At 47.3% G+C, this 24,676-nt stretch carries 21 protein-coding genes; 7 read left to right on the top strand and 14 right to left on the bottom strand.

All coding sequences use genetic code 11. From position 1 onward, the window contains the following. Positions 1-87 precede the first annotated feature (87 nt). The 3 genes from C0033_RS14205 (at position 88) to C0033_RS14195 (ending at position 2,713) form a co-directional block, all read left to right on the top strand. Complete coding sequence (locus C0033_RS14205) at positions 88-486, top strand: PaaI family thioesterase (protein ID WP_180994740.1); 399 nt, start codon at positions 88-90, stop codon at positions 484-486. Between the two features lie 92 nt (positions 487-578). Then, positions 579-1,340, top strand: coding sequence for an ABC transporter ATP-binding protein (locus C0033_RS14200; RefSeq protein WP_103228535.1), 762 nt, complete (start codon positions 579-581; stop codon positions 1,338-1,340). Between the two features lie 176 nt (positions 1,341-1,516). Continuing rightward, positions 1,517-2,713 carry an LL-diaminopimelate aminotransferase gene (locus C0033_RS14195; RefSeq protein WP_103228534.1) on the top strand — a complete coding sequence of 399 codons (1,197 nt, stop codon included), beginning with the start codon at positions 1,517-1,519 and terminating at the stop codon, positions 2,711-2,713. Positions 2,714-2,912: 199 nt separating this feature from the next. Here the strand turns inward: C0033_RS14195 and C0033_RS14190 are convergent, their stop codons facing one another. Then, positions 2,913-4,316: a L,D-transpeptidase family protein gene (locus C0033_RS14190; protein WP_103228533.1), complete on the bottom strand. Its 1,404-nt coding sequence runs from the start codon at positions 4,314-4,316 to the stop codon at positions 2,913-2,915. A gap of 275 nt (positions 4,317-4,591) precedes the next feature. Here C0033_RS14190 and C0033_RS14185 point away from each other — a divergent pair, with 275 nt between their 5' ends. Next, positions 4,592-5,398, top strand: a complete 807-nt coding sequence (locus C0033_RS14185; protein WP_103228532.1) for an ABC transporter permease — start codon at positions 4,592-4,594, stop codon at positions 5,396-5,398. A 237-nt stretch (positions 5,399-5,635) separates the two neighbouring features. Here the strand turns inward: C0033_RS14185 and C0033_RS14180 are convergent, their stop codons facing one another. Continuing rightward, complete coding sequence (locus C0033_RS14180; protein ID WP_103228531.1) at positions 5,636-6,313, bottom strand: Crp/Fnr family transcriptional regulator; 678 nt, start codon at positions 6,311-6,313, stop codon at positions 5,636-5,638. 129 nt (positions 6,314-6,442) lie between these two features. On the opposite strand from C0033_RS14180, the gene C0033_RS14175 reads away from it, so the two are divergent. Next, a complete protein-coding gene (locus C0033_RS14175; RefSeq protein WP_103228530.1) occupies positions 6,443-6,922 on the top strand; it encodes a permease in 480 nt (159 codons plus the stop codon). Next, positions 6,919-7,470 carry a permease gene (locus C0033_RS14170; RefSeq protein WP_103228529.1) on the top strand — a complete coding sequence of 184 codons (552 nt, stop codon included), beginning with the start codon at positions 6,919-6,921 and terminating at the stop codon, positions 7,468-7,470. Before C0033_RS14175 ends, C0033_RS14170 begins: the two co-directional genes overlap by 4 nt. Positions 7,471-7,620: 150 nt before the next feature. Here C0033_RS14170 and C0033_RS14165 read toward each other — a convergent pair whose 3' ends face one another. The 8 genes from C0033_RS14165 to C0033_RS14130 all read right to left on the bottom strand — a co-directional run bounded on the left by C0033_RS14165 (position 7,621) and on the right by C0033_RS14130 (position 18,166). Further along, entirely contained in the window at positions 7,621-8,103 is a 483-nt protein-coding gene (locus C0033_RS14165) for an amidase domain-containing protein (protein WP_103228528.1), read from the bottom strand. A gap of 114 nt (positions 8,104-8,217) precedes the next feature. Further along, positions 8,218-9,429: an enolase C-terminal domain-like protein gene (locus tag C0033_RS14160; RefSeq protein WP_103228527.1), complete on the bottom strand. Its 1,212-nt coding sequence runs from the start codon at positions 9,427-9,429 to the stop codon at positions 8,218-8,220. A gap of 299 nt (positions 9,430-9,728) precedes the next feature. After that, positions 9,729-11,282 (bottom strand): hydantoinase/oxoprolinase family protein, encoded by a 1,554-nt coding sequence (locus tag C0033_RS14155; protein WP_103228526.1) that lies wholly within the window; start codon positions 11,280-11,282, stop codon positions 9,729-9,731. Beyond that, positions 11,275-12,375, bottom strand: coding sequence for a DUF917 domain-containing protein (locus tag C0033_RS14150; protein WP_103228574.1), 1,101 nt, complete (start codon positions 12,373-12,375; stop codon positions 11,275-11,277). Before C0033_RS14150 ends, C0033_RS14155 begins: the two co-directional genes overlap by 8 nt. 138 nt (positions 12,376-12,513) lie before the next feature. Beyond that, the gene (locus tag C0033_RS14145; protein WP_103228525.1) at positions 12,514-14,109 is read right to left on the bottom strand and encodes a PucR family transcriptional regulator; all 1,596 of its coding nucleotides are present in this window, start codon (positions 14,107-14,109) and stop codon (positions 12,514-12,516) included. Between the two features lie 144 nt (positions 14,110-14,253). Beyond that, positions 14,254-15,528: a glycosyl hydrolase family 18 protein gene (locus C0033_RS14140; RefSeq protein ID WP_103228524.1), complete on the bottom strand. Its 1,275-nt coding sequence runs from the start codon at positions 15,526-15,528 to the stop codon at positions 14,254-14,256. A 90-nt stretch (positions 15,529-15,618) separates the two neighbouring features. Next, positions 15,619-16,914 carry an FAD-dependent oxidoreductase gene (locus tag C0033_RS14135; protein WP_103228523.1) on the bottom strand — a complete coding sequence of 432 codons (1,296 nt, stop codon included), beginning with the start codon at positions 16,912-16,914 and terminating at the stop codon, positions 15,619-15,621. Positions 16,915-17,026: 112 nt separating this feature from the next. Then, positions 17,027-18,166 carry a PrpF domain-containing protein gene (locus C0033_RS14130; RefSeq protein WP_103228522.1) on the bottom strand — a complete coding sequence of 380 codons (1,140 nt, stop codon included), beginning with the start codon at positions 18,164-18,166 and terminating at the stop codon, positions 17,027-17,029. 215 nt (positions 18,167-18,381) lie between these two features. On the opposite strand from C0033_RS14130, the gene C0033_RS14125 reads away from it, so the two are divergent. Next, positions 18,382-19,260: a LysR family transcriptional regulator gene (locus C0033_RS14125; RefSeq protein WP_103228521.1), complete on the top strand. Its 879-nt coding sequence runs from the start codon at positions 18,382-18,384 to the stop codon at positions 19,258-19,260. 93 nt (positions 19,261-19,353) lie between these two features. On the opposite strand, the gene C0033_RS14120 is transcribed toward C0033_RS14125, so the two are convergent. From C0033_RS14120 to xdhA, 4 genes are read right to left on the bottom strand one after another with little or no spacing between them, the layout of a single operon-like run. Further along, positions 19,354-20,694: a nucleobase:cation symporter-2 family protein gene (locus tag C0033_RS14120; protein WP_103228520.1), complete on the bottom strand. Its 1,341-nt coding sequence runs from the start codon at positions 20,692-20,694 to the stop codon at positions 19,354-19,356. Next, entirely contained in the window at positions 20,687-21,178 is a 492-nt protein-coding gene (gene xdhC / locus C0033_RS14115; protein WP_103228519.1) for a xanthine dehydrogenase subunit XdhC, read from the bottom strand. Before xdhC ends, C0033_RS14120 begins: the two co-directional genes overlap by 8 nt. Further along, on the bottom strand, positions 21,171-22,061 hold the full coding sequence (xdhB, locus tag C0033_RS14110) for a xanthine dehydrogenase subunit XdhB (RefSeq protein WP_103228518.1): 891 nt from the start codon (positions 22,059-22,061) through the stop codon (positions 21,171-21,173). The genes xdhC and xdhB overlap by 8 nt, the downstream gene beginning before the upstream one ends. An 11-nt stretch (positions 22,062-22,072) precedes the next feature. Then, positions 22,073-24,496, bottom strand: a complete 2,424-nt coding sequence (gene xdhA, locus C0033_RS14105) for a xanthine dehydrogenase subunit XdhA (RefSeq protein WP_103228517.1) — start codon at positions 24,494-24,496, stop codon at positions 22,073-22,075. Positions 24,497-24,676: the final 180 nt, after the last annotated feature.

The following is a 24,676-nucleotide window of genomic DNA, read 5'->3' as shown; positions in this document are numbered from 1 at the left end:
ACCATTTTCTATTTTACAAATCCCCCTCTCCATCCTATAATAGTCTTCAAAGCATACAATCGAATTGAAATGGAGGTTATTTCTGATATGGAAAAAGTAGTAATGGATGCGGCCAACAATCTGATCCGCCCTTTATCCGGCTTTGAACAGGCTAAGCTGGTTGAACTTTCTGAAGGACATTCAATTATTTCAATTGAGATCTCAGAAACGGCATTAAACTCCCTCGGCAATGTACACGGCGGATTTTTATACACGCTCAGCGACATCTCCGCAGGCATCATCAGCGTTTCCCACCGCCTCGTGAGCGTGACCCTTAACGGCAGCATGAACTACATCAAGGGGCTCAGCAGCGGCACCCTGTTTTTTGAGGCCAACACTCTGCATAAAGGGCGCACCACCATTGTAGCGGACGTAAAAGTAACGGACCAGAATCAAACCCTTGTGGCAACCGGTACGTTCACCATGTACGTTTTAAAAACTTTTTAAAACCGGTTCCGGTTCATGTTTGGGCATATTTGTACGGCACACTCCTTGTTTGGATCACATATGATAGTATATAACAAATAAGGAGGCCACCCATGAAACCAAAACTGGAAGCCTGTGAGGTCAGCTACTCCTACCACTCGTTAGATGGTGAGACGCTGGCCCTTTCTAATATATCTTTTTCTGTCAATAATGGTGAATTTCTAGCCGTAGTCGGGCCTTCCGGCTGTGGAAAATCCACCCTGTTATCAATATTCAGCGGACTGCTGGCACCGGAAAAAGGCACCATCCTGGTCGATGGCGTACCCATTGAAGAATCTCACGCCACCATCGGCTATATGCTTCAAAAAGACCATCTGTTCGAATGGCGGACCATCTATGCCAACACTGCTCTTGGCCTGGAAATTCAGAAAAAACTAAACTCCGAAAGTAAAGAAAAACTTCATCATATGCTGAAAACCTATGGTTTAGGTGGATTCGAATCCTCTAAACCATCTGAACTGTCCGGAGGAATGCGCCAGCGCGCCGCTTTGATCCGTACTCTCGCGTTAGAGCCGGATCTTCTTCTGTTGGATGAACCGTTTTCAGCCCTGGACTACCAGACCAGGCTGTCCGTATGCGATGACATCAGCACCATCATCAAAAGCGCAGGCAAAACTGCTATTTTAATCACCCATGACCTTTCGGAAGCCATCAGCGTCGCCGACCGGGTTGTTATTCTCTCTTCACGGCCGGGAAAAGTAAAATCCATCATCCCCGTCTCATTTCCGGATGACTGTGCAAGGCCTTTGGAGAGGAGAAACAGCCCGGAATTTTCGATCTATTTCAATAAAATATGGAAAGACCTTCAGGAATAATAACTCTCGAATCTGCTGTTTTGGGTCCCAAAAAAGAGACCCCGGACAGCAGATTCTTTAGAAAATTAGTTATTAATGGTTATCTTTATCATTTTCTTGACCGCGGTTTATAATTTTGCTAAAATGTGTACCTATTCAGATTCTGAAAATATCCAGATAGAAAAGAGGATTCCATTATGCCAAAATTAAACGAAAATTACCAAAATCTGAAAGAAAGCTATCTTTTTGCAGAAATTGCCCACCGCGTTGCCGCTTATACAAAGGCAAATCCCGATAAGCAGGTCATCCGCCTCGGCATCGGCGATGTCACACTTCCTCTTGGAAGCTGCGCATTAAACGGGCTTCATGAAGGCGTGGATGCCATGTCTTCTTCCGATACATTTAAAGGATACGGACCTGAGCAGGGTTACCTTTTTCTCAGAGAAGCGATTTCCTCTTATTACGCAGGAAACGGCGTATCCGTGGACCCAGGCGACATCTTTATCTCCGACGGTGCGAAAAGCGACACCGGAAATATTACGGAATTATTTGCAGATGACAATGTGATCATGATTCCCGATCCGGTTTATCCGGTCTATGTGGATTCCAATATCATGTTCGGCAGAACGATCACATATATTGACGGCAATGCAGAAAATAACTTTCTCCCCATGCCCGATAAAAATGTACATGCTGACCTTATCTACCTCTGCTCTCCCAACAACCCGACCGGAGCAGTCTATAACAAAGAGCAGTTAAAGGAATGGGTGGATTATGCCATTGAACACGACGCAGTTATCCTCTTCGACTCCGCTTATGAGGCATTTATCACCGATCCTGACCTTCCAAGAAGCATCTTTGCCGTAGAGGGAGCCAAACGCTGTGCCATCGAATTCTGTTCCCTGTCAAAAACAGCCGGTTTTACCGGAACCCGCTGCGGATATACCATTGTTCCAAAAGAACTGGAATTTAAATCATCCAACGGCCAGACAATGTCTTTAAACGCCATGTGGAACCGCCGCCAGAGCACAAAGTTCAATGGAACTTCTTATATCATTCAGAGCGGAGCCGCCGCCGTCTTTACAGAAGAAGGCATGAACCAGTGCAGAAACAATATCACCTATTATCAGGAAAATGCAGCAATAATCGGGGACATGCTGTCAAAGAAAAACATCCCGTTTTTCGGCGGCATCCATTCCCCGTATATCTGGTTTGAATGCCCTGACAAGATGGATTCCTGGACCTTCTTTGATTACCTCCTTAACAACGCCCAGGTTGTTGGAACGCCGGGGGCCGGATTTGGAAAGAATGGGCAGAATTACTTCCGGCTGACTTCTTTTGGAAATCATGAAAACACTTTGGAAGCGATGAAGAGATTTGATCGGTTATTTTAAGAATTGGATATGAGCTCGCCCTTTTCCCTTGGTTCCGGCTGATTTTGTCAAATTTAGTTAAAATCCAGTCAGTTCGGCATAATTTTTTATATTTTTAGTGAATAAAAGGCAGTCAGATTGAGTTTAAACATCTGACCGCCTTTTATTACACTGATTCTGGTTTTGTATTTTTTGATCTTAATTTCTTAATGTTGATTCTTTAATTGTAGCAGATGACCGGCATTCCTTTAAAAACCAGGGTATACAAAACAGCCGCTCTGTCAGGAGGAAGATTGATACAGCCATGGCTGCCGTTTGTCTGGAAGATTGCGCCTCCGAAGCTGCCTCTCCAGCTGGCGTCATGAAGTCCGATTCCGCCGTTAAAAGGCATCCAGTAATCCACGTGGCTCTCATATTCGTAGGTGCCGTCCGCTTTTTTCTTGCCCCTTAAAATCCGGTCCTGCTCTTTGTAAGTTAGACCATAGATTCCTTCCGGTGTCGTATAATTCTTTGACACATTGCCGGTTACGCAGGGAGCGTCCCAAACCAGAGTTCCTTCCTGGATCATATAAACGTGCTGGCTGCCTAAATCGATCTCCACGTAAGTGCTGCCCCAATCTCCGTCCTCCCTGGACGCTGCCGCCTGAATATACTGCGGCTCTCTCGTCTGGCTCTCGCCGGAAAGCAGCATGGTTGTCAAAGCCTGCAGCTCTGCCGCCTGATCCATCTTCCAGCCGTAAGGTCCGGAAAGCTCCACGTCTTTTCCTGTGCTCGTGTGGAAAAGGCGGGTTGTATCCGCCGTGTCATATTTCAACGCCAGCGCCTGAATAAATGCAGCGGCTTCTTCCTGGTTCACACTGATCTGTCCGTCCTTTGCAGCCGTCATCCAGGATGCAAATACGGCTCCCGGCAGTTCTTCATTTACCGTGTCACTGAATTTATAGGTGATCTTCATATCTTTATAGCGGTTCATGCGGCTGCACAGATCTTTTAACGCCTCGTCGGAGGATGTTACATTCACCTTATAATAGCAGTCCGCCGCTTCCAGATTCACATCAGCCTGTCCCAATGCCAGTGCTTTTCCTATAACTGAAGCCATCTTCTCCGTATCCAGATTGTTTCCATGCACTTCAGGAATGATGGTATAGTCCTGTCCTTCCTTGTAGGAAGAGATGTGTGCGTCCTGGGTAACGGTAACTCCGGTACCACTTACGATGGAAAGCGCCTGAATCTGTTCCTCCAGTTTTGCCTGGTCATAGGTACCGCTGACCGCTGCCGAATAGGATGACTGGGCTGCCGGACCCGTGATCCGCCCGTTGGCGTTCTGGCCGTCTAAAATAGACTGAAGGCTGTCCGGAATGGATGCCTGATATCCGACCGCCACTCCGCTTATGTATTCTTCGGTTCCTTCTTTTGTTATCAACTTCAGTTTGTAATCATTGGCGTAAAATGATGCCAACTGTTCTTTTGCCTCGTCCACCGTAAGTCCGCTGATTTTGATTCCATTGACAGTAGTTCCCCCTACAAACCGGGTTTCATCATCTGCAAACGACGCCATACCGGGCAGCATCATAAATGCCAGAGTAATCATCATCGTGCATACTGCGTTCTTTGCTCTTTTCATGTTCAGCTCCTGACTCTCATTTAAACTGGAATCCGCGAAGCGAATCCCCTTCCTGCTGTCGTTTTAAAATGCAGGGAAGTTTTCTTAATTTTCAGTTTCCCATATACATTACCAAATAACGGAATTGATTACAATAAATTTTTCAAGTCTTTTTCTTAATTTTTCTGCCGCCGGGAACAGCAACGTTAAAAATGTTTTTGACAAAAACAGAGACAAAAAAAATTTCCATTCATAAGATAAAGTAAATAGCCACTGCTTTAATAAGGGGGAATTTCATGGAACCTCAAAATGAAACCGTCATTTCGCCTGCCCAGCAGGAATATATAGCGAAAGAGAATCTCCGAAGGCGCCAGGTTATGATCTGCCGCGTTATGATGCTGGTCCTTTTGCTGGCGCTTTGGGAACTGTGCGCCAGTTTGGGCATTATTAATGACTTTATTTTCAGTTCTCCTTCCCGGGTCATAACCTGCTTTCTCAACATGGCCATGGACGGAAGCATCTTTGTCCATATCGGCATTACATTATTGGAAACCTTGGTCAGCTTCTTTCTTGTCATCGTGATCGGCCTTTTGACCGCAATTCTGCTTTGGACGGGGAAAAGTATTTCTGAGGTATTGGAACCTTATCTGGTCATGCTGAACAGCCTGCCCAAATCCGCGCTTGCGCCGATCCTGATTGTCTGGCTGGGCAACAATGTGAAGACCATTATCGTTGCCGCCGTTTCGGTCGCCGTATTCGGTTCCATTCTTACATTGCACACAGGTTTTTCCCAGATGGACCCGGATAAAATAAAACTGATTTACTCTTTGGGGGGAACGAAAAAAGATGTGCTGACTAAGGTACTGCTGCCTGGGTCTTATTCCCTGATTATCAGCAATATGAAAGTCAATATCGGGCTCTGCCTGGTGGGCGTTATTATTGGAGAATTTTTAGCGGCCAATAAGGGGCTGGGTTATTTGATCATTTATGGCAGTCAAGTTTTTAAGATGGATATGGTCGTGATGTCGATTGTGATACTGTGTATTGTATCGGCCATACTATATCAGGGAATTACACTTTTGGAAAAAAAGGCGAAACGATAAAGGGCAGGCAAACTGTTTACAAATATATAAAAAATACTTTTTCTGCCAGTAGGTGTTAACTTACTGGCAGTTTTGGTGCTGCTGATTGAATACTCTAATTTTTCTTACTGTTCCATAAATAACTCTAAAAATAATATTGTGCTTTCAGCGGCCTCAAAGGCCGCACATCAAACATATGGTGTAATCGAGGAGAAAAAGTGGAATATAACAAGGAAAAAATAAACAGATGATAAAAATCTAATACAAAAGAGCTTCTAACCGTTCTGCTTGTAAAATACGAATTTCATTTTTGTTCATTGTAATAATTTTTTGACTGCACATAATCTTTAATTCCCTGCTGAGCGAAGTGCGGGAAACATTTAGGTATTCAGCCCAAGTCGTTTTAGAAAAAGGAAGATAAATCGTCTGATTTTCATCTATTGAAAAATCATGCAGCAATGAAAAAGCTATTTTCTTTGAAATTGAATAAAAAGAGAACAATTCCATCCGTTTCTCTAATTGCATAATTCGGTCTGAATAAATCCTCATAATGTTAGATGCGATTGCCGGATTCTTTAAAAACGTACCTAACACCACCTGTCGGTCAAGCCATAAGAGAATACTCTTTTCCTTTGCAATCACATCACAAGGATATTTCGGATGACTGGAAAATACAATGCCTCCCCCAATCATTTCACCAGATTTTCTCTGAAATAGGCTAATCACATTTCCTGTCGACAAATATTTTCGCGCTTCTATACAGCCAGATAAAATAATACCGATTCGATTTGCCGTTTCTTCGGCTCGATATATGATTTCCCCTTTTTCCAATGACACTGTTTGATAAGGAACATCCTGCATAATCTGCCGGACATCTGTTGCGGAAATATGTTTAAATATCGGACACTGCATCAGCAGCGGCTCCCATTGCTGCATAGTCGAATAACTCCTCTCACGAAAGGACTGTATCTCCAGATACACCCTATAAAGCCTGTATATAGTATACTATTAATAATATCATAATTTAAAGTTTACTTCAAATCTGGCTATAAGGAGGTTTCGCAGATGTTTACCGTTATTCTATATTCATCGGCATTGTTGTTGCTGGCCTTTTCCTTTTTCAGAGATCGCGAAAAGACAAAGTCAGCGCTAAAAAAAACATGGAGGTCATTTGAAAATATCTTACCCTCCATGCTATCGATCCTGTTACTGATTGGATTGATCTTATCTGTTTTGGACGAAAAAACCATTTCCAGAATGATCGGTACACAGTCTGGCGCATTGGGAATAATCATTGCGGCTGTCATCGGCTGTATCACTTTACTTCCTGGGTATGTTGCGATACCTCTTGCGGCTTCTCTTGTTCAGGCCGGCGCCGGATATGCCCAGATCGCCATATTCATTTCAACGTTGATGATGGTTGGCGTCGCAACATTTCCGCTGGAGGTAAACTATTTTGGAAGAAAATTCGCGTTCAGAAGGAACGCTCTGTCACTTGCCGTTGCCATCATTAGCGCCTGTTTGATTGGAGTGATAATGGAATGAAAAAGATACTGAATGTCATATTAAAATATAAATTTGGCCTTATTTTGCTTTTGTGTGATTTATGTCTGCTTCAATTCCGACCTGACCTCGGCATCACCTCGCTGACACTGACATGGAAATACATTTTAGAAATGCTTTCGGTCATCCCACCGATTTTTATTATCATGGGTCTTATAGATGCATGGATACCAAAGGAAATGATGATGAAATATATGGGTAAAGGCGCTGGACCAAAAGGCGGTCTTTTAGCGTTCTTGCTGGGAGCTTTTTCCTCCGGCCCACTCTATGCGGCTTTTCCTATTGCCAGTATGCTGATCAAAAAAGGGGCTTCGCTTATAAATGTTTTCTTATTTCTCGGCGCATGGTCAACAACCAAAATTCCGATGATGCTGTTTGAAGCAACGCAATTAGGTAATAAATTTGCTGGAATACGTTTTATATTGAACACGATTGGAATTATTGTTCTCGCATTTATTATTGAGAAATCAACCAGTCAACAGGAGCAAGAAGAATTATATCAAAGAATAAGCAAAATTTCTCAGAAATAAACTGGCTTTACTCATTGTAGGCTTGTACCATATTAGAAAAGCAAATAAAGTAGACTGTATATTTTGTTGATTTTTATAAAAACGGGATAAAAGAAGGCTGATAAAGCCATCTTTTATCCCGTTTCTTGTATCCGGTTGGCCCTGGTACCTCTACCAGTTACGCACTCCCTTAATATGCAGGAACCGTAATTTCTCATAAGTATAGGAATCGAGCGGCCGCATATAAGCATCATAACTGTGTGCCGCCACATAAATGCGTCCGCCTTCTATCGCTACGATTACCGGGCTGTGATAGTAACCGTTGGCATTCCCCAGTTGTACAATATCTCCCGGCTGCACTCCGTTCTGATCCGTTTCAACTGCGTAGGGGCCAACAGATTTGTTATTTACTAAAAAGTTGTAGAGATACTGCACCCCCGTCCAGCTTGGCGTTCTGTCAGTACTGCTGTTGTAATACCAGCCCATCACCGGCGTATAGTTCATGACGCCGCTGCCCGCATAGATGCACTGAGAGGCAAAATTTGTACAATCTCCTCCAAAATTTTCAAAGTCTAAATACCGTGGATTTCTGCCCATGGCCCATTTTTTTGCATACTCTAATGCAGCCTGCCGCCTATAGCCTATTTCTTTCATATGATCTGTTTTCCTGAATTTTTCATTTATACTATGATATGAAATGAATTGAAAAACGGCGCAGCCTTAAAATACAAATGGCTGCGCCGTTTCCGTCAAATCCCTATTCTCTTTTTATTTCCCCGGTTTAAAAATCTCCTTATTCGCCACATACCCCAGTTTTTCCCATGCAGCAAAATCAGGTCTGGTACCCGATCCGATCTCATTGGATAATAAGAACATTCCGTCTTTCTCCACCGGTCTTACATCCATCATCTGATACAGCTTGTTCATCAGCGGATAAAGGTATTCCACCATGTCCTCTTCTCTGGCAGTAGCGATGTAGTCCGCCGTCTGGTGAGAGAAGCCGCCGGAAGAAAGGGTCAGCCCGGCTTCTAATGCCTGGTCACGAACGCTTACCCATTCCCGCACTCCGCATAAGTTGTCCGGTATCGGCTGAAGATGGGAAACACCTGCTTTTATGTACGGATAAAACTGGTAACGGTTTCTCATGGATTCTCCCATGGAAATCGGCACAGGACATTCAGCCGTCAGTTTTTCCAGTTCCTGAATATCATAGGAGTGAACCGGCTCTTCGTACCATGCGATGTTCAAATGCTCTATCCGTTTGATAAATTCCAGGGCATGTTTTGCATTCCAAAGCTGGTTGACGTCAACTGCGATGGACGCATCCTCTCCCAGCAGTTTCTGAATATATTCCAAACGTTTAACATCCTCTTCGATATGGGTTCCGAAATTACCGGCTGACTTCACCTTAAAACAGGTATAGCCGTCTTTCAGCAGTTTTTCCGCCTCCGCTATCAGCTCCTCTTTTTCCATAATATCCGCGCTGAATCCGCTGGCGTAAACCTTGACCCAGTCCCTCTTTGCTCCCAGGAAACGGTGAAGCGGAAGGCCCGCCCGTTTTGCCATGATATCATGCATGGCCATATCAAAACGGCCTAATTCCACAAATGCGGTGCTGGCAAATCCGAAATTACGCAGTTTCCAGTACAAATCCTGATACCACTGCAAAGGTGTTTTGCGGCCGCCTTCTTTAATGAACGGCAAAACCATATCCGCCATATACTTTGAGCACGGAACCTGGCCCATAATGTTGTTTTCATCCCACAGCACCAGCCAGCAGCTGTAAGCGATATAAGGAAACGGCCCGGCTGTAGCGTCAAAAAACGGCCGGTCCACGCGAATTGGATTCAATGTATAGATTTCAACGCGTGAAAACTCCATCGGCTTGTTCGCCTCTTCCCAATAGATATCCGGCAGTTTCACCGGATTATCAAATACCGTGTCTGTTTGTATCATCATTTTGTCATCTGCTCTCTCCATAAAAGAACCTCCCTTTTATCATTCAGACACCTGCGGTGCCCAATCATTCTGTGTTCCGGATTGCCGCCTGATTTTATGTTTAAAATCAGTTAGATGTGAATCGTTTCACAGCCAGCGGTTTTAATATATCACAGCGCATATCAAAAAACAATCGCCATTTATCAAACCGTCATGATATACAAAAATAGCTCTGCGCTCCATCCAAATAGCCCGCTTTCTCCGATACGGCTTTGTGCAGTTTCACAATAGAGATTCTTTTAAGTTTCAGCAATGCCAATTCTCCTGGTCAGGCAAACGCTTTACACGCTGCGTAAATCCCCGGCCGCCTTAATCTTCACCCGGTTTGTATTTCCCGGATAATATGCTAATGGCACGTCCTCCATATCGATGATCTCCACAGTTTCCGGCACTGCGCCTGCTGCCACCGCCAGTTCCGCCGCCTCGGCTTTTGCCTGTTCAAGCGCCTTTTCCCTGGGAATCTCATCGTAATTAACCAGCTGTTCATAAGTTCCGCTCACCTTGGAAATAGCCGAACCGATGGCATTGGCCGTTCCGAAGAACTCCGGCCGCAGTACCTTGGACGCGCCCGCCAGTTTTTCAGGAATTATGACGGAACCGCCTCCCACTAAAATCACCTCTGCGTCTTCATGGGTTAATTTCATGGCGTCGATGCTGTCCTCCACCATCTCACGGATCTTATCCATGGCCTTTTTCGCAAATTCCATATCCAGGCCGGAAACCAGGCTCTTATCCCCGATATCCGCCATTCCCAGGCGGACCGCGATGTCAGTGGCCGTCACTGTATCTCCGCCGAATACCAGCGCTTTTTTCGTGATCTCATAGCCCACGCTGTCAGGCCCCACCGTTACCTTATCATTTTTCTGTCTCACCACGGAACCGCCTCCAAGTCCAATGGAAACCACATCCGGCATCCGGAAGTTGGTTCTCACGCCCCCGATGGTGGCAGACAAACTGGATTCCCGTGGAAAACCGTTCTGAATCACGCCTAAATCCGTTGTGGTTCCTCCCACATCGATTACAATCGCGTCCTTTATGCGGCTTAGATAACCGGCGCCCCGTATGGAGTTTGTGGGCCCGCAGGCGATGGTAAGAATTGGATACCTTCTGGCAAAATCCATGGTCATCAGCGTGCCGTCATTCTGGGATAGATACACCTGCGCCTGATTTACGCCCTGGTCGTTCAGGCTCTTTGCAAATCCCTCTGTAAAACGCTCCGCCACCTGATATAATGCAGCATTCAGAATCGTGGCATTTTCCCTTTCAATTAACCCCATAGAACCAATTTCGCTGGATATGGAGATATGCACGTCCTCTCCCATGACCTCTTTACACAATTTGGCCGCCAGAAGTTCGTGATCATTTCTCACCGTTGAAAACACGCAGGAGATGGCAATCGAAGAGACTTTTCCCTTCATCCGCTCAAAAAATGCCCTGGCCGCCTCTTCATCAAAAGGCGCCAGTTCTTTCCCGTCATATTCAAACCCGCCTCCGATCACAGCCGTTTCCACTGCTATGGCCCGGATATCCTCTTCCCAATCCACCATAGGAGGTATGCCCAAAGTTGCCGGAGCGCCGATCCTCAAGATTCCCACAGGAGCCAGGTGTTTCCGTTCCACAATGGCGTTGGTGCACTGGGTGGTTCCCAGCATAGCCTGGCGTATCTCCGATCTGTCAATTCCGGATGTTGTAAGGATATCGTCAAGCGCACCCAGAATTCCGTCATAGATATCTCCGGTAGTCGGGTGTTTGATCTCTGCCGCCACCTGAAGATTCTCATCAATCAGCACCGCGTCCGTATTGGTGCCTCCCACATCGATTCCCAGTTTATACATGTGCTTTTCCTCCCTTAACCCGTTCTTCCAATGGAATATAGTCTGTATCACAGCCAAAATATCTGGGGCCTACCAGATCAAGGCCTGCAGGCGTTCTCCATAAATCGAAGCATTTCAGCCCCACAGCGAATACCCGCTTTCCATATTTTAAAGCATCCGTAGTCACGGGTACAAATGTTTCCGTATCCACCAGACAGATCAGGTCCGGCGTGGTTGCCAGGATTTCCCCTTCTGCTTCTAATAACAGGTTTTCGTTCTGAAACTCCACAAAAGCCGTCTTCCCCTTAAATTCGCCGATTCCTTCCAGAACCACCTTCCCAAAGTTAAAAGCGCCTCTCGTCTCTCTGAGCACATCTGCAATTTTCCCTTTAAACAGCTTAAAGCCTTCCGTATAGCGGAAGAAATATTCCTCCGGCGTTTCATCCGTCACAGACTTGATGGTGCGAATCGCTTCCCCTAACTGCTGGCTTCTGGTCACAATATGCTTCACCGCATATTTTTTCAGGGTTGCCCCGTCCACACAGAACAGGCTCACTGATACGGCTCCGCCGCAGCTCATGGTAACGCTCCGGGCCAGCTCTTCCGTCCATTTATTCGTGATTGTTTCGAAAATAGCGCAGTTTCCCTTTTCATCCGTCAAAGCCATAGGCGTGGCCTTCACCCCTCCGATGGTAAATGTCACCATCTGCAGCTCGGGAAATGCCCGTCCCATGCCGTCCGCATCCACCATGGGAATTCCAAGTCTGGCCGCAGCGGCAATCGGCAGCATGCTGTTTACGCCGCCTGCCTCAATGGGCATAAATGCATAAATGTCTTTTCCATAAAACTGGGACACCATGCGGGCCAGCGTTTCATATTCGCTTCCACCCACCGCTTTCTCACCTAAAATTGTGGGCGCACCCATCATGGCGATCGGTACGATCAAGGCGTCATCCGGCACCTCGTCCGGGTCCAGCAAAGTGACAGGGCCGTGTTCCTTCACAGCTCCGATTGCCACCAGTTTTCCAATATAAGGATCGCCGCCTCCTCCTGCTCCTAAGAGTGCGGCGCCCAAAGCGATATCTTCAATTTCTTTCAGTCCGATCTTTCTCAATTTCTCTCCGCTCCTTTTCCTGTTTTTGATGTTTCTATTATAAAACTTTTCTCCTCGTCTGTAATTGTCCGTCCGGTACAAAAAATCGCCTATGTATTGTCCCATAAGACAACAGCATAGACGATTCTATTTTATAATTTAAACACTGTCCAACAGGCGCTCCAATGCCGCCGCATAATAGGCCGGAAATGATTCCGGCATCCGGCCCACCCGGTATCCCAAACAATCGCTTATCTTTTGAAGCCGGTATTTCACCGTGTTTTTATGCAGAAACAGAAGTTTGGCCGTTTGGGTCACGCTGCCGTCTCCGTCGATCAGGAAGACGCCCAGCGTTTTTCTAAGCTCCATCCCGTCTCCGGCCTCATAAAGCGCATCCAAAACGGAGATTCTGCCTGCTGTCTCGGCCTCTCCCTTTTCAATAATCATACGGCATTCCATGGCAAACCGGATCTCCTGCATGCCAAACAGGCTTTTTCCCGGATAAATTTTCCTGGCGTCCCTCAGATACTTCTGGTTCATCAGATAGGCATTGCGCACCGCAGCGGTATCCTTCAAATGGTTGCACAGGGTAAGCGCGGTATCCGCTTCACCGATCCTTTCCAGCAGCTGTTTTGCCAAAGTTTCTTCCTCTGCCAGGGAAGGCGGACTTTCCATCAATACCACCATATCATTTTCATAAATGTCAGCCACCACGGTCTTTGAATATGGAATCAGGAATTCCCGCACATTTTCAAGCATGGCAAGACCGCCTGATTTTTGTTCCAGACGGCGGTCCCGGATAATCCACATGGAATGGATGGAAACCACGTCGATATGGAATAGACCGGCCAGCCGCCTCATCTTCAGCGGCTCATCCTGCATGATGGCCCGAACCAGTTCGGTAATCACCTCTTCCTCCTCTTGGCGGCCCCAGATATTCACCGCCAGGGAAACCAGCTCAACGGATTGTTTTAAAAGTTCCTGGGAGAGAGGTTCTTTTTCCTTTAAAAAGTACAGCTCCATCCCCGACGTATGACGTGAAGCCACGGGATAGCGGTATAAAAGGCAGTCCGGGATCAGAGGGTAACGCACCGGTTCCCCGCCTGCCTCAGGCATTTTCACCTGAAACAGGCCGTCATAAAGACCGTTCCCCGCCCCTCTGGGCCAGGCCGCCTCATTGACGATGCGGTGGGTTTTGTCTGTCAGCACCACCGACGCATGAATCCGGTCGCTGAGCATCTTCATGGCGGTGTCCACGGTTCTCTTGTGCTCGGGCAGCCGGGCCACGCTGTCCAGCACCTCTCCCACGATAAACGCCCCTTTTCTATGGTCTTCAAAAATGGCCTCCATCACCTCGCAGATGACTTCACTGTATCGCAGATCCATCCGCTTTTTAGGCATGACAATCAGGGCGAAATTCAGTTCATCCGCCAGCTTAATCAGGCTTTCATCCACCTCAGGTATAAAGATTCCCACATAATACAGAATCAGCCCCACTTCCCCGCATTCGGAAAGGCGCCTTAGATTCCTCAGCTGTTTGCCAACATCATCTTTGACGCTGATCAGGCCGGATATCACGATTTCGCTGCCGTAAAACTCATTGTTATCAAACAAATCGTCCTGAAGGCTGTCCGGGTCCGCATATTCCAACACGGATATCGAAGACACGATCCTGTTTAATCCTCCTCTTCCCCCTACAACTTTCGCTTCCCTGAGAGAGGGCAGTTTTAATAAATCCTCCACTGTAACGCTCATATGTACCTCTTATCCTTTTTACCGGTCTGAGCTGGCGTCTCTGCCATATCATCCCCATCATTTAAAATAAATTGTAACTGTTCCTCCTTATATTTTCAATCATTTGTGCAAAATGCAGTTTCAAATGCAGTTTCAAACCGGCGTTTACTGTCTGATTTTATAAAGAGAGTCCAAAAGGCACCAGTTCTGCGTAAACGGCCGCATGAGATTCCAGTAACCCGCGCCTTTTAAGCCATATTCCGCAACCAGTTCCAGTTTTGCCTGTATGCTTCTGGCATCTTCAAACCAGACTTCGTGCCTGACACCTCCGTCTGTATACTGAAAGAAAGGGGTCTGGGCGGAGTTATCATATTCAATGCTCCTTCCGTATTTCCAGGCCAGCTCCAGCGCCTGTTCATTGGTGATGGAAACAGCGCGGGTCATCTTCTCTTTATAGGGCAGAGGCCAGTCATATCCGTAATTTGGTATTCCTAAAAAGATCTTATCCGGCGGCATTTGAGTAACCGCGTATTCTAAAACCCGGTGCACATTTTCAATCGGTGCCACCGGCATTGGAGGGCCTGTACAATACCCCCATTCGTATGTCATTAACAGCACGCCGTCCGCTTCACTGCCCACCGCGTTGTAATCGTGACCGCCAAATAAAATCCCCCTCTGGTCCGACGAGGTTTTCGCCGCCAATGCTGTAAAAACAGGATATCCCAAAGGGCTCAGACGTTCTCGGAACCTCCTGATAAACCCGGCTAACTTTAGGCTGTCCTCTTCCTTTACATATTCAAAGTCTATGTCCAGGCCTTCATATCCTTTGATAAGGATATTCTCAAAAGTTTCTTCGATCACCCGGTCCTGGACCTCCCGGTTATTCAATATGATATGGGCCAGTTCCGTGTTGAATCCGTAGGGTTCCCGCAGGTTGGAAAGGTTCATTACCGGCCTGACATGAAACTGTTTAGCCATTGAAACCGCCGGGATGTCATTGAGCCTTCCCAGTTCCCCCAGTTCCGATATCTCATATGTAAATGGAATGAAAAAGCTTAAAAACGGCAGGGTACTTTGAAGCAGGCGCTTATTCACGTAGGGGTAAGCATATCCTCCCACCTCAATATTCTCCGGGTAGCGGCGGCTCACCGTAATGATGAGCTGCTCGCCCGGATAGATAAAAAGTGTTTCCAACAGTCCCGGATTATTGCGGTAAATCTGGTTAACGGATACGCCGTACAGCCTGGCAATCGAGCTAACCGTTTCTCCGGGGAGGACCGTATGCACCGTTTCAGGATAGAGAATCACCAGTGTCTCACCCGGAACCAGATGATTCAGGCTGCGTATCCCGTTGTCCTCAATTAAACGGTTAAGTGGGATTCTATAGCGGTTGGCAATCTCCTGCAGACATTCTCCCGGCTGAACTGTGTGAATGATCAATAGAGGTTCTCCTTTGCCTTTTTCCCTATATATATGTTTTCATTTTCATCCCAATTCCTATAATGGAGCTTTCACCCCGTAAAAATGGGCTCAGTTTAAATCATCCGTCGCCGGATTGTCGATCAATTCCCCATCCTTTGTAAAACGGGAACCATGGCAGGGACAGTCCCATGACTGCTCTTCCGGATTCCATTTTAACGCGCAGCCCATATGGGGACAGCGTTTTTTGGAAAAAGTCAGCAGATTTGCTGTGGATTCCGCCAGGTTCACCATCAGCTGCGGCCTAAGAACCGTTCTGTGGGGATTGAATACCCGGGCATAGGGATTGTCTTTTTCCAATATCAGATCCGTCAGGATCATTGCCGCTGCCATAGATGACGTCATGCCCCATTTGTTGTATCCGGTCGCTACATAGAAGCCTTTCGTGTTTTTTCCGTAAAGGCCGATATAAGGGACACCGTCCAATGTCATGCAGTCCTGAGTGGCCCAGCGGTATTTTTCCACGGCCTCCGGATAATACTTATTGGAAAATTCCACAAGTTCCTGCCATTTTCCGCCCTTCTTACCCGTTCTGTGGCTGCCGCCTCCCAGCAAAAGCAGATCTTTATAATCCCTGAAGGACAAACCTTTTTGAGCCTCGTCCACGTACATGCCGTTTACAAGGGCTGCATACTCTAAGGCCAGCACATAGGAGCGGTCCTGGTATTCTTTTGCAAAATACGCTCCGTGCTTATTATTCATGGGATAATGGGTGGCGATGATGATGTGGTCTGCCGTGATTTTTCCGCCGTGCACAACTGCAGTAAGGCCTGAAAATTCCAACACCTTTGTGTGCTCGTAAATATTTAAATTCTCAGCAATGAATGCCAGGAATTTTAACGGGTTAAACTGTGCCTGGCGGCTGAATCTGACTGCCCCTTCAGTTTTAAACGGCAGCGGCAAATCCTTTGCAAACGTTCCATGGCCCCCGATTTTTTCCAACGTATTTAATTCCTGTTCCAGTTTATAAAAACGGTCTGTCGAATACACATAAGAATCTTTATCTTCAAAATCACAATCCACATGTTTGCAGAGATCTCTGTACTTATCCAATGCGGTTTCATTGATATCCAGATACATCCGGGCAGTTTCCACTCCGAATTCCTGAACCAGCTTATGATAGATCAGCCCATGCTGCGACGTGATCTTTGCCGTCGTGTTCTTTGTAATCCCTCCGCATATGGTATCCGCCTCTACAATGGCATAATCCACTCCTGCCTGCTGCAAAAAGTATCCGCATAAAATGCCGGTAATTCCTCCGCCGACCACCAATACACCTGTTTTTAAATCGCCCTTTAACGGCTTAAAACTCTTTATTTCACTATTATTTGTCCATACAGAATCCATACGATACCTCCATGAGAGAACTTGTTAAAATAAGAAAAACCAGCTGTAAAAGCTGATTTTTCTATACGTCTCTGCTCATTTCTTAGTATGGCAGGATCTTACTAAATTATCCTTAATTTCTGATGTATACGGTTCCATCCATAATGCGCCTGGCCGTCCTTTGTACTGCCACGCTTGGAAGTTTTAATTCCCCGCCTTCTTCGGTCAGCTCCGGACACATGGTCATAATTCCGCTGGGATGGCCGATTCTCACCCGGCTCTTATCGCAGGAAGGCCTTAACGCCTTCTGAACCACCGAACCTTCCATGGCTGCAGCAACGCTGATGGCGCTTGCTGAAGTGAGAGGGCAGGCTTTGTGACACTTAAATACGGAAATAACCCTTGCGCAGATGTCCATTTCGTCCTCTTTCACCTGCCGGTCTGCTATGTCGGTATAGGATTTTGGAGACGTAACAAATCCTACTTTAGGAACAGCAGGACTGCTGCTTTCCGCATCCTTTAAATCTTCAGCAAATCCCATTTTGCAGCATGCCGTTCCCCTGATTTTTTCAAGAAGATCACAGATTTCAGGGTTCCCGTTGATTTCCTCCGGCAGTTCCATTCCAGTCATGCCAATATCCTCAGCTTTTACCAGGACCATGGGATTGGAAACGTCCAGAATCGTGGCTTCCAGCCCGCCAAATCCGGGTATGTCCAGTACATCCAAAACATTTCCTGTCGGAAGAAGCATTCCTGTCTTCGCGCCAGCCGGGTCCATAAACTTCACCAGCAGTTCCGCCGCCGTGCCGTCCACTCCGGCGATGGCACAGTCTCCATCCTGAGCGAAGTTCTTGGTTTCCGGGTCAATAGGCACCGTTACCTGTATGTATTTATCCGTATTCCGGTTGAACAGCCTTACGGTTGTAACCGGCTCGCTAACATCCACCAGGCCTGATTCCACTGCAAACGGCCCTACTGCGGCGGTCATATTTCCGCAGTTGGACTTATAATCCACCTGATTCTTTCCAACGATCACCTGACCCACCAGATATTCCACGTCCACGTCAGGCATATCGCTTTTCCATACCACCACGATCTTATTGTTGGAAGATACGGTGCCTCCCATACCGTCAATCTGCTTTGGGTCCGGGGACCCCATCACCTGAAGGAAGACAGAATCCCATGTGGAACGGTCTTTTGGCAGATCCTCCCTTAAAAACATGCACCCTTTGCTTGTGCCTCCCCGCATAAATACTGTTTTGAATGTCCTCATTTTAATTCCTCCTCTAAACAAACTGGAAAATCAAACTTCCTATCAATAAAACCATAGCTCCGCCGATTCTGGAACTGATCTGAGCATAGCCGAACTTTGTTCTTATAACCCCATTATATCAATTGCTATTCATTCTGTAAAATGGTATAATTTTATCATGATTCATAACATTTAGGAATGATAGATGCCTCCGAAGAAGAAATGGAAGATATTTTATGGAAGAAAAAGATTATGCACTGCTCTTAGATCTTTACGAAACGAAAAACATCACAAAAACGGCCAACCGTCTCTATTCCACCCAGCCCGCGCTTACCAAACGGATACAGAAGATCGAAGAGGAACTGGGCTGCAGCCTGTTTTACCGTTCGAAAAAAGGAATTCTCTTTACCCCTGCCGGAGAAGAACTGCTCCCCTATGCCAGGCAGATCACATCTGCCGCCACAGCGATGCGCGACCACATCAACCAGATCAAAGGAACCGTAGGCGGCACGTTGAACCTGGGTTCCTCTCTTAACTACTCCCACTACCGGCTACCTTTTATTCTCAAAGCCTATTCCGAATTATATCCGGCCGTCAAGATCACCATATTGACCGGGCAGAGCAAACAGCTTTATCAGATGCTTAGGAATGAAGATATATCGATTGCAATTGCAAGAGGTGAATTTGCCTGGAATGAGGGGAAAGTGCTGGTTGGAAAAGAACCGATGTGTGTTGTTTACAGCAAACATTTCACTGGTATGGATTTAAAGGAGATTCCCTATATCGGGCGTCAGAATGACGATAATCTGATGGAACAGATCGGACGCTGGAGGCAGGAACACGGACTGTCCGAAATTCCCGTCAAGCTTTGGGTGGATAATGTGAACAGCGCTAAGAATATGGTGCTTCAGGGACTTGGCTGGTGTATCCTGCCCCAAATCTGCCTGGACGATTTTGACGGGTACATTGAAAAGCTCTACTTCAAAGATGGGACGCCGTTGGAGCGGCTGACTTATATCCTCTATAAAAACAATTATTTCGAACTCCCCCAGGTACGGCTGTTTATCCAGCAGCTACTAAAATATGAAGCGGAGCATATATATGGGGAAGTGTGATTTTTATTTGTGGAATACGCTTGAAAGGGGAAGCATACAAAAAAACGGGTTCGGCCGCGCTTTTTTCACACGTCCAAACCCGTTTTTTCCGGATTACTCATCCAGCATTTTTATATCCATATCCTTAGGAAGCAGTAAACTGAGCAGTACCGAGATAACGAAAACCACCGCCACCACGTTAGAAGAAAATACCGACTGCACTAACGGAGGGAAGATATCCCAGATTCCAATTTCGCTGGCTGTCGTAAAACCGATTCCCACAGCCAAAGACAGAGAAACGATCACAATATTTCTTTGGGAGAACCCGCACTTTGCGATCATCTGAACTCCGGAAGTCAAAATGCTTCCGAACATCATGATCGTACATCCGCCCAGCACAGACTGGGGAAGGGATGCGAAGAAATTGCCAACCGGAGGAAGAAGTCCTGCCAGAATCATGCATACGGCTCCGGTCATAATCGTAAAGCGGTTAACCACCTTAGTCATCGCCACCAGGCCGACATTCTGGGAAAAGGATGTGACCGGAGGGCATCCGAATAACGTTGAAAAGGAAGACGCATATCCGTCGCAGGCCAGAGAACCGGAGATCTCTTTTCCGGTAATCTCCCTGTTTAAACCGCCGGAAACCAATGCGGAAGTATCTCCGATGGTCTCAGCTGCAGATACGAGGAAGATAATGCAGGCTGAAATAATGGCTCCCGCATGAAACTCAGGCATAAACGGCAGAAGCTTTGGAAATGCGATGAATCCGCCCGACAGAATCAGGCTTAAATCCACCTTTCCCATAAAGATAGCGATCACATACCCCACAATCAGGCCTGCCAGCACAGAAAGCTGCTTTAAATATCCCTTTGCAAAAATATTCCACAGAATACAGGTAACCAAAGTGATAAGGCCCAATAACAGGTTTTGTGCGGAGCCGAAATCCTCCGCATAGCCTCCGCCGAATGACCTGGCTCCTACCGTGAACAGGGAAAATCCGATGGCGGTAACTACGGAAGCTGCCACAACAGGCGTGATTATCTTACGCCAGTATTTTGCCAGCAGTCCCAGCGTGCCTTCGAATAAACCGCCGATCAGCACCGCGCCGATCACCGACGGATACCCGTAATTGGCGGCGATGGTGCTCAGCACGGTCACGAACGTGAAACTGACCCCCATGACTACCGGAAGCTTGGAACCGATCCTCCAGATAGGATACAGCTGTATCAAAGTGGCGATTCCGGCCACAAACATGGCATTTTGAAGCAGTACGGCGGTCTGGGCCTGGCTTAACGCCGGCTGGGCCGCCCCTGCTATAATCGTAATAGGTGCAAGATTTGATACAAACATAGCCAGAATATGCTGCAGGCCAAACGGAATGGCTTTTCCTAACGGCACCCTGCCGTCCAGCTTGTATATATTGGTAATGCTGCAGTCTGCACTATTATTCATTTTTATTTACCTCCCTGTAAACCTCTTCCACTATGCGCTCCATCGCATTCAAGATATTTTCATAACCGGTACATCTGCAAAGATGGCCTGATATCAATTTCTTTAATTCTTCCCGGTTGTATTTTTTACCGGTTCCTACGATTTCCACAGCGCTCATGATGAGGCCAGGGGTACAAAATCCGCACTGAACGGCGGCTTCTTCTATAAATGCCTTCTGAATGGGAGACAGCTCTCCATTGGGCCCTTTTAATCCTTCCACAGTCAGAATGCTCTTTCCTTCCGCCCACAACGTCATATAGATGCAGCTGTCCACCGCTTCTCCGTTGACAAGCACGGTACAGGCTCCGCATTCTCCGACCTCACATCCTTTTTTCACCGATGTCAGGCCAAAACGCTGCCTCAGCGTGTCTAACAGGGACTCTCTCTCGTCCACCGCCGTTTCCACTTCTTTTCCGTTTACCTTCATATGCACAATTTTAAGCATTGATTTCACCCCCCGCTTTTTTCACCGCTTCATAAAGAGCCCGTTTGGAAAGCTCTTCAATCAGCTGAATACGGAATTCCTTGGAAGCTCTCCAGGAAGAACGGGGATTGACCTCCGTCAACGCTGTTTTACCAAATGCTTCCACCGCTTCCTGATCCGTTATCTCACATCCCTTTAAGCCCTCTTCCGCATTTCTGCACCTAAGCGGAGTGGGGCCGGCCACGCCGTAGCCGAGGCGGACATCTTCGAATCTCTTTTTATCCTCGGAAAGTTTTACTCTCACCGCACATCCTAAAGTTGCGATCTCCATGGCTTTCCGCTTTCCGTATTTGATATAATGGCCTGCCCAGCCTTCATAATTGTCTTTAGTGATGATGAAATACTTACATACCTCGCATCTGTCCCGCACCGTACGGCCCGGGCCTGTATAGAACTGGCTGACCGGCACGGTCCGTTCCCCTTTTGGCCCCTCTAAAACTGCCGCGGCATCCAGGGTCCACATGGTTGAAGCGGAATCCGCCGATGTAGCTCCGTTACAGATGTTTCCTCCGATGGTACCGGTGTTGCGGATCTGAGGTCCGCCCACCAGATCCACCGCTTCCCCTAACATGGGAATGTATTTCTGAATCAGCGGATCATTGGTGATATGGGAAAATGAGGTGCCTGCGCCGATCCACAGATCGCCGTTTTCCAGAAGCTTTACCCCTTTCAGCTCTTCTATGTTATGGATGGAAACTACGGACCTTCCCGCGTCCTTTCCCTCTCTCACGCGAATCAGCACATCGGTGCCCCCGCTGATAATCTCAGCGTCAGGATCATTTACCAGATATCCGATGGCCTCCTTCACACTCTTCGCATCATAAAATGATTTTATATCAAACATAAACCTTCTCCTTATATCAGACCGTTTTCTTTGAATTTTGCAATCAGCCGCTGGGCAGTCATTGGAAGCACGTTCATATGGGCTCCCGTAGCATTTAACAGCGCGTTGCGGATGGCGGGCGCAACCGGTATTGCAGGCGGCTCCCCAAGGGATTTATTGCCGTAAGGGCCTGTCGGGTCCTCTAACTGGATGAATTCCACATTGAGGTCAGGCGTATCCATGGCCGTAGGAATCTTATAATCCAGTAAGTTGTCATTCAGCGTTCTTCCGGTCTTCTCATCCACTAAGATCTCTTCGGAAAGCCCATATCCCAATCCCATGCTCATGCCTCCGTGAACCTGAGCCCGGGCGGTCTGAGGATTGATCAGCACGCCGGAATCGTGCACATTGATAATATCTTTTACGGTCACAAGCCCTAAAGGCATATCCACTTCGATCTCCGCAAAGCAGCAGCCTGAGGAAAATGTGTTCTGTTTACACTGGTTTGTGGCTTCTGCAGTAATATGTATGGAGCGCTCCAGAGAATAAAACGCCGTATCCGCCGCCACGCCCACGTCAAATAATTCCTCATTCTTATCTTTAACGACAATCTTGCTGTCAACGATATCCAGCATATCCGCAGTGACCTCTTCTCCCTGGGCAAGCCCCGTCACTTCACAGAATCTCTGAACCGCCTCTTTCACCGTTTCCGCATAAACGGTCTTGGAAATGTCGCTGACCTCGTTATTCAGCATATAGGCCGCATATTCGAGAATTTTCTCCCGCAGCTCTCCGCCGCATTTTTTACAGGCCATGCCCGATACATAAGTCTGGCGGGACGCGTATGCTCCGGTGTCAAACGGTGTGGAATCCGTGTCCTGAGTGGATACGATGTAAACTTTATCCGGAGAGATTCCCGTGGTTTCCGCCGCCATCTGGGTGAATACGGTATCCGCGCCCTGGCCGATCTCCGTAGCCCCCATGAATACTTGTATGGAACCATCCTGATTCAGCACCATACGCGCCGACGCAGTTTCCAGAGAAATGGGGTGGACGCCTGTCTTATAGCAGAATATGGCCATGCCGATTCCCTTTCTCACAGGTCCGGTCTGATTTTTATAAGCCTTCCATTTTTCATCCCAATGAATGTGTTTTTTTCCTTCTTCAATACATTTTTTAAGTCCGTAGGAATGGAAGGTGATGCCGTTGGCAGGGTCCACAAAGCCTTCTTCCATACAGTTCTTTAACCGGAACTCACAGGGGTCCATGCCCACCGCCTCAGCCATGTCGTCAGTCAGACACTCGGCAAACCAGGCGGCCTGGGGAATGCCGTAGCCTCTCATCGCTCCGGCCGTTGGGGACGACGTATAGACCGTCCAGCAGTCCACTTCCGCATCCAGTTCATCCCGGTACAGATCTTTAAATACATTTCCACAGTTGGCGCAGATCGCATGGCCATGGGAAGCATAGCCGCCGTTGTTGGCAAATGCCTCCAGCTTTCTCGCCAGAATCCGCCCGTCTTTTGTCACAACGCCTTTACATTTACCTTCAATCGCATGGCGCGTTCTCGTCCCTACGATGGTTTCTTCACGGCTGATCTCCAGTCGGACCGGACGCCCGCCCACAGAAAGTGTTAAAAATGCATTCAGCGGCTCATAAAGCACATCCTGCTTATTGCCGAATCCGCCTCCGATGTATGGTTTGATCACACGGATCTTTCCAACCGGCATCCCTAATGCCTGCGCCGTACAGCGCCGCACAATATGAGGAATCTGAGTGGAAGACGTGATCGTAATCTTTCCGTTGGTATCCATATAGGCCCAGGATACAGGCAGTTCAATATGGCAGTGGGAAATCCTGGCCGTATCATATTCTTCTTCCATGACTATGATATCATCGCCATACAGCTTCTTCGCCTCTTTGAGGCCTTTTTCATAAGTAAACGCTTCATCCTTCATGGTCATATGGGTGTGGGCGATCACATTATCCTTGCGGATATCGGGGTGCAGCGCCGTGGCATCCTCTGCCATGGCCGCTTCCACCGTTACGATGGGCTGGTACTCTTCATACTCCACCTTGATAAGCCTGGCCGCCTGAGCTGCCGCAACCTCATTTTCCGCAATAACGGCAGCGATATCGTCTCCGTACAGACGGACCCTCTGGTTTAACAGTTTCCGGTCGCAAATATCCTGATGTTTTGTTTCAACGCTCCACGGATGCCCTGCCGTAGGGAACTGGCAGTCCGGAACATCAAAACATGTGACTATTTTCACAACTCCCGGCACCTTTTCGGCTTCGCTTAAATCAAAGCTTTTTACCAGCCCGTTGGCTATGGCAGAGTGTACCACCCTGCCATGGAGAATATCTCTCGGTTCCAGATCCGCAGTGTACTTCGCTTCTCCGGTGACCTTTCCGTAAGCATCAACGCGTGTCATTTCCTGACCTACTATCTTCATTTCCCGCTTCCTCCTTGTTCGCGTTCCAATTGTGCTGTCCTAAGAATATGCCTTTGGCCTATATTCAAATACCCCGGAACAAACAGAGAGCCTCCCGGCCTTTGTATATGGCAAAATTCCTGCACATATTTCCTATACTCAGGCCAAACAGGCTCTCTACTCCGGCTTCCTTTTCGTTTT

Origin of the sequence: Clostridium sp. chh4-2 (assembly GCF_002899675.1) — a bacterium.
GTDB lineage: Bacteria > Bacillota > Clostridia > Lachnospirales > Lachnospiraceae > CHH4-2.
The sequence above is the reverse complement of the archived record's forward strand: the minus strand, read 5'-3'. Positions and strand labels throughout refer to the sequence as shown.

Excerpts from the sequence above, each read along its gene's own strand:
- xdhC (WP_103228519.1), bottom strand. The coding sequence starts at position 21,178 with ATGCTTAAAATTGTGCATATGAAGGTAAACGGAAAAGAAGTGGAAACG.
- C0033_RS14195 (WP_103228534.1), top strand. The coding sequence starts at position 1,517 with ATGCCAAAATTAAACGAAAATTACCAAAATCTGAAAGAAAGCTATCTT.
- C0033_RS14120 (WP_103228520.1), bottom strand. The coding sequence starts at position 20,694 with ATGAATAATAGTGCAGACTGCAGCATTACCAATATATACAAGCTGGAC.
- C0033_RS14135 (WP_103228523.1), bottom strand. The coding sequence starts at position 16,914 with ATGGATTCTGTATGGACAAATAATAGTGAAATAAAGAGTTTTAAGCCG.
- C0033_RS14160 (WP_103228527.1), bottom strand. The coding sequence starts at position 9,429 with ATGGAGAGAGCAGATGACAAAATGATGATACAAACAGACACGGTATTT.
- C0033_RS14175 (WP_103228530.1), top strand. The coding sequence starts at position 6,443 with ATGTTTACCGTTATTCTATATTCATCGGCATTGTTGTTGCTGGCCTTT.
- C0033_RS14185 (WP_103228532.1), top strand. The coding sequence starts at position 4,592 with ATGGAACCTCAAAATGAAACCGTCATTTCGCCTGCCCAGCAGGAATAT.
- C0033_RS14165 (WP_103228528.1), bottom strand. The coding sequence starts at position 8,103 with ATGAAAGAAATAGGCTATAGGCGGCAGGCTGCATTAGAGTATGCAAAA.
- xdhA (WP_103228517.1), bottom strand. The coding sequence starts at position 24,496 with ATGAAGATAGTAGGTCAGGAAATGACACGCGTTGATGCTTACGGAAAG.
- C0033_RS14180 (WP_103228531.1), bottom strand. The coding sequence starts at position 6,313 with ATGCAGCAATGGGAGCCGCTGCTGATGCAGTGTCCGATATTTAAACAT.
- C0033_RS14155 (WP_103228526.1), bottom strand. The coding sequence starts at position 11,282 with ATGTATAAACTGGGAATCGATGTGGGAGGCACCAATACGGACGCGGTG.
- xdhB (WP_103228518.1), bottom strand. The coding sequence starts at position 22,061 with ATGTTTGATATAAAATCATTTTATGATGCGAAGAGTGTGAAGGAGGCC.
- C0033_RS14170 (WP_103228529.1), top strand. The coding sequence starts at position 6,919 with ATGAAAAAGATACTGAATGTCATATTAAAATATAAATTTGGCCTTATT.
- C0033_RS14145 (WP_103228525.1), bottom strand. The coding sequence starts at position 14,109 with ATGAGCGTTACAGTGGAGGATTTATTAAAACTGCCCTCTCTCAGGGAA.
- C0033_RS14130 (WP_103228522.1), bottom strand. The coding sequence starts at position 18,166 with ATGAGGACATTCAAAACAGTATTTATGCGGGGAGGCACAAGCAAAGGG.
- C0033_RS14205 (WP_180994740.1), top strand. The coding sequence starts at position 88 with ATGGAAAAAGTAGTAATGGATGCGGCCAACAATCTGATCCGCCCTTTA.
- C0033_RS14125 (WP_103228521.1), top strand. The coding sequence starts at position 18,382 with ATGGAAGAAAAAGATTATGCACTGCTCTTAGATCTTTACGAAACGAAA.
- C0033_RS14190 (WP_103228533.1), bottom strand. The coding sequence starts at position 4,316 with ATGAAAAGAGCAAAGAACGCAGTATGCACGATGATGATTACTCTGGCA.
- C0033_RS14200 (WP_103228535.1), top strand. The coding sequence starts at position 579 with ATGAAACCAAAACTGGAAGCCTGTGAGGTCAGCTACTCCTACCACTCG.